Annotated in this window: 4 protein-coding genes; 3 read left to right on the forward strand and 1 reads right to left on the reverse strand. The window is 71.3% G+C overall.

The features are described 5' to 3' along the window. The first annotated feature begins 7 nt into the window (after nucleotides 1–7). From prmC to JWP28_RS19315, 3 genes are all read left to right on the forward strand, one after another. Complete coding sequence (prmC, locus tag JWP28_RS19305; RefSeq protein ID WP_299545486.1) at nucleotides 8–889, forward strand: peptide chain release factor N(5)-glutamine methyltransferase; 882 nt, start codon at nucleotides 8–10, stop codon at nucleotides 887–889. A gap of 241 nt (nucleotides 890–1,130) precedes the next feature. Then, the gene (locus JWP28_RS19310; RefSeq protein WP_299545483.1) at nucleotides 1,131–2,174 is read left to right on the forward strand and encodes a DUF4167 domain-containing protein; all 1,044 of its coding nucleotides are present in this window, start codon (nucleotides 1,131–1,133) and stop codon (nucleotides 2,172–2,174) included. Nucleotides 2,175–2,348: 174 nt separating this feature from the next. Beyond that, complete coding sequence (locus JWP28_RS19315; protein ID WP_299545484.1) at nucleotides 2,349–2,822, forward strand: hypothetical protein; 474 nt, start codon at nucleotides 2,349–2,351, stop codon at nucleotides 2,820–2,822. Between the two features lie 182 nt (nucleotides 2,823–3,004). Here the strand turns inward: JWP28_RS19315 and JWP28_RS19320 are convergent. Then, nucleotides 3,005–3,589 (reverse strand): RcnB family protein (locus tag JWP28_RS19320; protein WP_299545485.1); only part of this gene is annotated, 585 nt, incomplete at its 5' end.

The following is a 3,589-nucleotide window of genomic DNA, read 5'->3' on the forward strand; positions in this document are numbered from 1 at the left end:
CGCCGCAATGGGCCTGAACCTGTTGCAGGCCTGGCAGGGCGCCAAGCAGCGCCTGGAGGCCGCGGGCCTCGCCGGTCCGGTGATCGACGCGCGCCTGCTGGTCGAGGCCGCCGCCGGCGCCACCCGCGCCGACATCGTGGGTGATCCCTACCGTCCGCTGACGCCCGAGCAGGAGGCGACCCTCGAGGACTACCTCGCCCGCCGCGAGCACCGCGAGCCGGTCAGCCACATCCTCGGGCGCAAGGGCTTCTGGAAGATCATGCTCAACGTCACGCCGGACGTGCTGACCCCCAGGCCCGACACCGAAACCGTCGTGGAATGGGTGCTGCGCGACTTCCCCGAGCACGCGCCCTGGTCGGTGCTGGACCTGGGCGTGGGCTCGGGCGCCATCCTGCTCTCGATCCTCGCCGAACGCCCGGCCGCCCGCGGCCTAGGGGTCGACGTCTCGGAAGAGGCGCTGGCGGTCGCCCGCGAGAACGCCGCCAACCTCGGGCTCGCCGGCCGCATGGCCCTCCTGCGCGGCGACTGGACCGAGGGCCTGGCCGAGGCCAGCTTCGACCTGGTGGTCTCCAACCCGCCCTACATCGCCAGCGAGGTGATCGAGACCCTGGAGCCGGAGGTGCGCGACCACGAACCCCGCCTGGCGCTGGAGGGCGGTCCCGACGGCCTGACCCATTACCGCCGCCTGGCGCCGGAGATCCTGCGGGTGCTGAAACCCGGCGGCCGCTTCGCCGTGGAGATCGGTTACGACCAGAAGACGGCGGTCGAGGCGCTGTTCCGCGAGGCGGGCGCGGCCCAGGTGCAGACCCTGCGCGACCTCGGCGACCGGGACCGCGTTGTCGCCGGCGCGAAAAACCCCTTGGAAAGTCGAACCCGAGTCGCTACTTAAGAAGTGTCTCCCACCCAAATCGTCGGCTTCAGGTAGACGCGTCCCGCGAAGGACGCACACTGGTACCGACAGGGCGCGACGGCTCCCAAGCCCTCTCGCTTGAAGATCTTCCGGGCGGAAGACGGGGAACACTTAGCGTCTTCGACATCGAAACGGGCCTGGCGCCCGATCCCGCTGAAGGCAAGCGCAGGCCGACCCGAAAAGGGCCGAGCCGTAGGGAAACCAAGACGGTTATCAAATAATGAGAGATTTCAAGGGTATGAAGCGCCAGCGCGGCCGCAATCGCGGCGGCGGCGGAAGTGGCGGCGGTGGCGGCGGCAAGCCCCAGGCGCAGAACGCCAACCGCGCGTTCGATTCCAACGGTCCCGAGGGGGCCAAGGTCCGCGGCAACGCGCAGCACGTCTTCGAGAAGTATCAACAGCTCGCCCGCGACGCCTCGGCGGCCGGCGACCGGGTGCTCGGCGAGAACTACCTGCAGCACGCCGAACACTATTTCCGCCTGCTGCGGGCCATGCAGCCCACCCGTCCGGCCAGCGAGATCCTCGGCCGCGACCACTTCTCCTCCGGTTTCGACATCGATTTCGAGGACGAGGGCGCCCAGGCCCAGTCCGAAGCCGCCGACGCGGCCTCGGCGGAAGCCGGCGAGACCCCGGAAACCTGGCAGGCCCGGGAAAGCGGCGGCGAACGCCCCCGCGACGACGGCCGGCCCAGAGACGCGCAACGTGACGGCCAGCGTGACGGGCAGGGCCAACGCGACGACAGGCCCCGGGACGACCGGCCGCGTGACGACCGGCCCCGCTACGAAAACCGTGACCGCAATGAGGGCGGCGGCGGCCCCAATCGTGACGGCCAAGCCCGCCGCGACCGGCCCTGGCGCGACGAGCGGCCCCGTGACGACCGGCCGCGTGACGACAGGCCCCGTGACGAGCGTCCCCGTGACGAGCGTCCCCGGGATGATCGCCCGCGCGAAGACCGTCCGCGCTACGAGCGCGACGACCGCCCCCGCTTCGAGCGCAATCGCGACGACCGCCCCGAACGCGACCCGCTGGCCGTGGTCGAGCCCCAGGCCCAGCCGCCGCTGGTGAGCGCCGCCGTCGAGCCCGCGCCGCAACGGCCGGAACGCAAGACCCGAGTGCTGCGCGACGCCGAGGGCGGCGAGAGCCACGCTCCGGCTTTCCTGCAGGCCCCCGCCGCGCGCGCCGACGCCGAGGAGGCCCCGCGGCCCCGTCGCCGCCGTGCGCCCCGCACCGACGGCCCCGCCTCGTCAGAGGCGGAAGAGGCCTAGTGTGCTGGATTTGAAGTTCGCCGCATTCAGCGCCATGCGCCGAGCGAACTTCAAATCCAAGAAGCACACTAGGGGTGTGGACTTGCTAGTGTCCTCATCGATTCCGAAGTTCGCCAAAGGCAGCCGCAAGCGCTTGCGAACTTCGGAATCGGGACACTAGACGCCGCCGGCCGGGTGAGGCGCCAGATCTATCTCGACTGCGACGGCGTCCTGGCCGACTTCGACAAGGGCGCGGAGGCGATTCTCGGCCTGCCCAGCCATGTCTTCGAAAAGCGCCACGGCGCCGGCGAGTTCTGGAAGCGGCTGGCCCGCGCCGACAACTTCTTCGACAGCCTCGATCCCCTGCCCGACGGCTTCGTGCTCTACGAGGCCGTGAAGGCCAAGGACCCGATCATCCTGACCGGCATGCCGCGCGGCGCCTGGGCCGAGCCGCAGAAGCGCCGCTGGGCCGAGCGCCACTTCCCGGGCGTGCCGGTGATCACCACGCCTGCCGCCCTGAAGCGCGAGCACTGCCACCCCGGCGACGTGCTGGTCGACGACCGCGACCAGCACCGGCGCCTCTGGGAGCAGGCCGGCGGCCTGTTCGTCCACCACAAGTCCGCCAGCGACTCGATCGCGGCGCTAAAGGCCGCGGGGTATATCGATTAGAGCGCCCTTCTCCCCCTTGTGGGAGAAGGTGTCAGCCGCAGGCTGACGGATGAGGGGTCGCACTCGCCTCTCCGCACGAAGGGCGATTTCAGCCCCGCCGACAATTCTGAGAGACCCCTCATCCGACCTGCTGCGCAGGCCACCTTCTCCCACAAGGGGAGAAGGCCGACTCACGAGAGTTTTTACCAAAAGATCCCGCGCACCACCTGGACGATGCGGCCGCTGTAGCGGTCGATCAGGAGGGCGTCGCCGCCGACGCGGACCCACTCGAAGCCGGGCGGCGGGTAGGGCAGGCCGTAGTCGCCGAAGTCGTCCAGCCAGTAGTCCTCGGCATACCAGCCGCGCGGCAGGAAGTCGCCGAACGCCCAGGCCCGCGAATAGTAGCCGTAGGGCGCGCGGTAGGCGCCGAGGCGATAGCGCTGCTGGCTCCAGTAGACCGGCGGATAGCGTCCCCGCTCCCAGCGTTGGCCGCGGCCGCCGTCGCGGCCGTCACGGCGCCAATCCGGACTGCCGGCCTGGCGGCCGTCACGATCCCGGTCCCAGCTGCGCTGATCGCCGGCCCGCGGCGGGACCACCTCGCGGGGCGGCGCGCCGGAACGGTCCCAGCGCCGGTCGGTGGGCGGGGTGACCTCGCGCGGTCCGCCGTCAGGCTGGAAGCGCTGCCCGCCGCCGGGACCGCCGCGATCGAAGCGCCGTCCATCGGCCGCGGGCGGGGCGACCTCGCGCGGCCCGCCGTCGCGTTGGAAGCGCTGCCCGTCGCCAGGACC

This window comes from Phenylobacterium sp. (assembly GCF_028290885.1).
GTDB lineage: Bacteria > Pseudomonadota > Alphaproteobacteria > Caulobacterales > Caulobacteraceae > Phenylobacterium.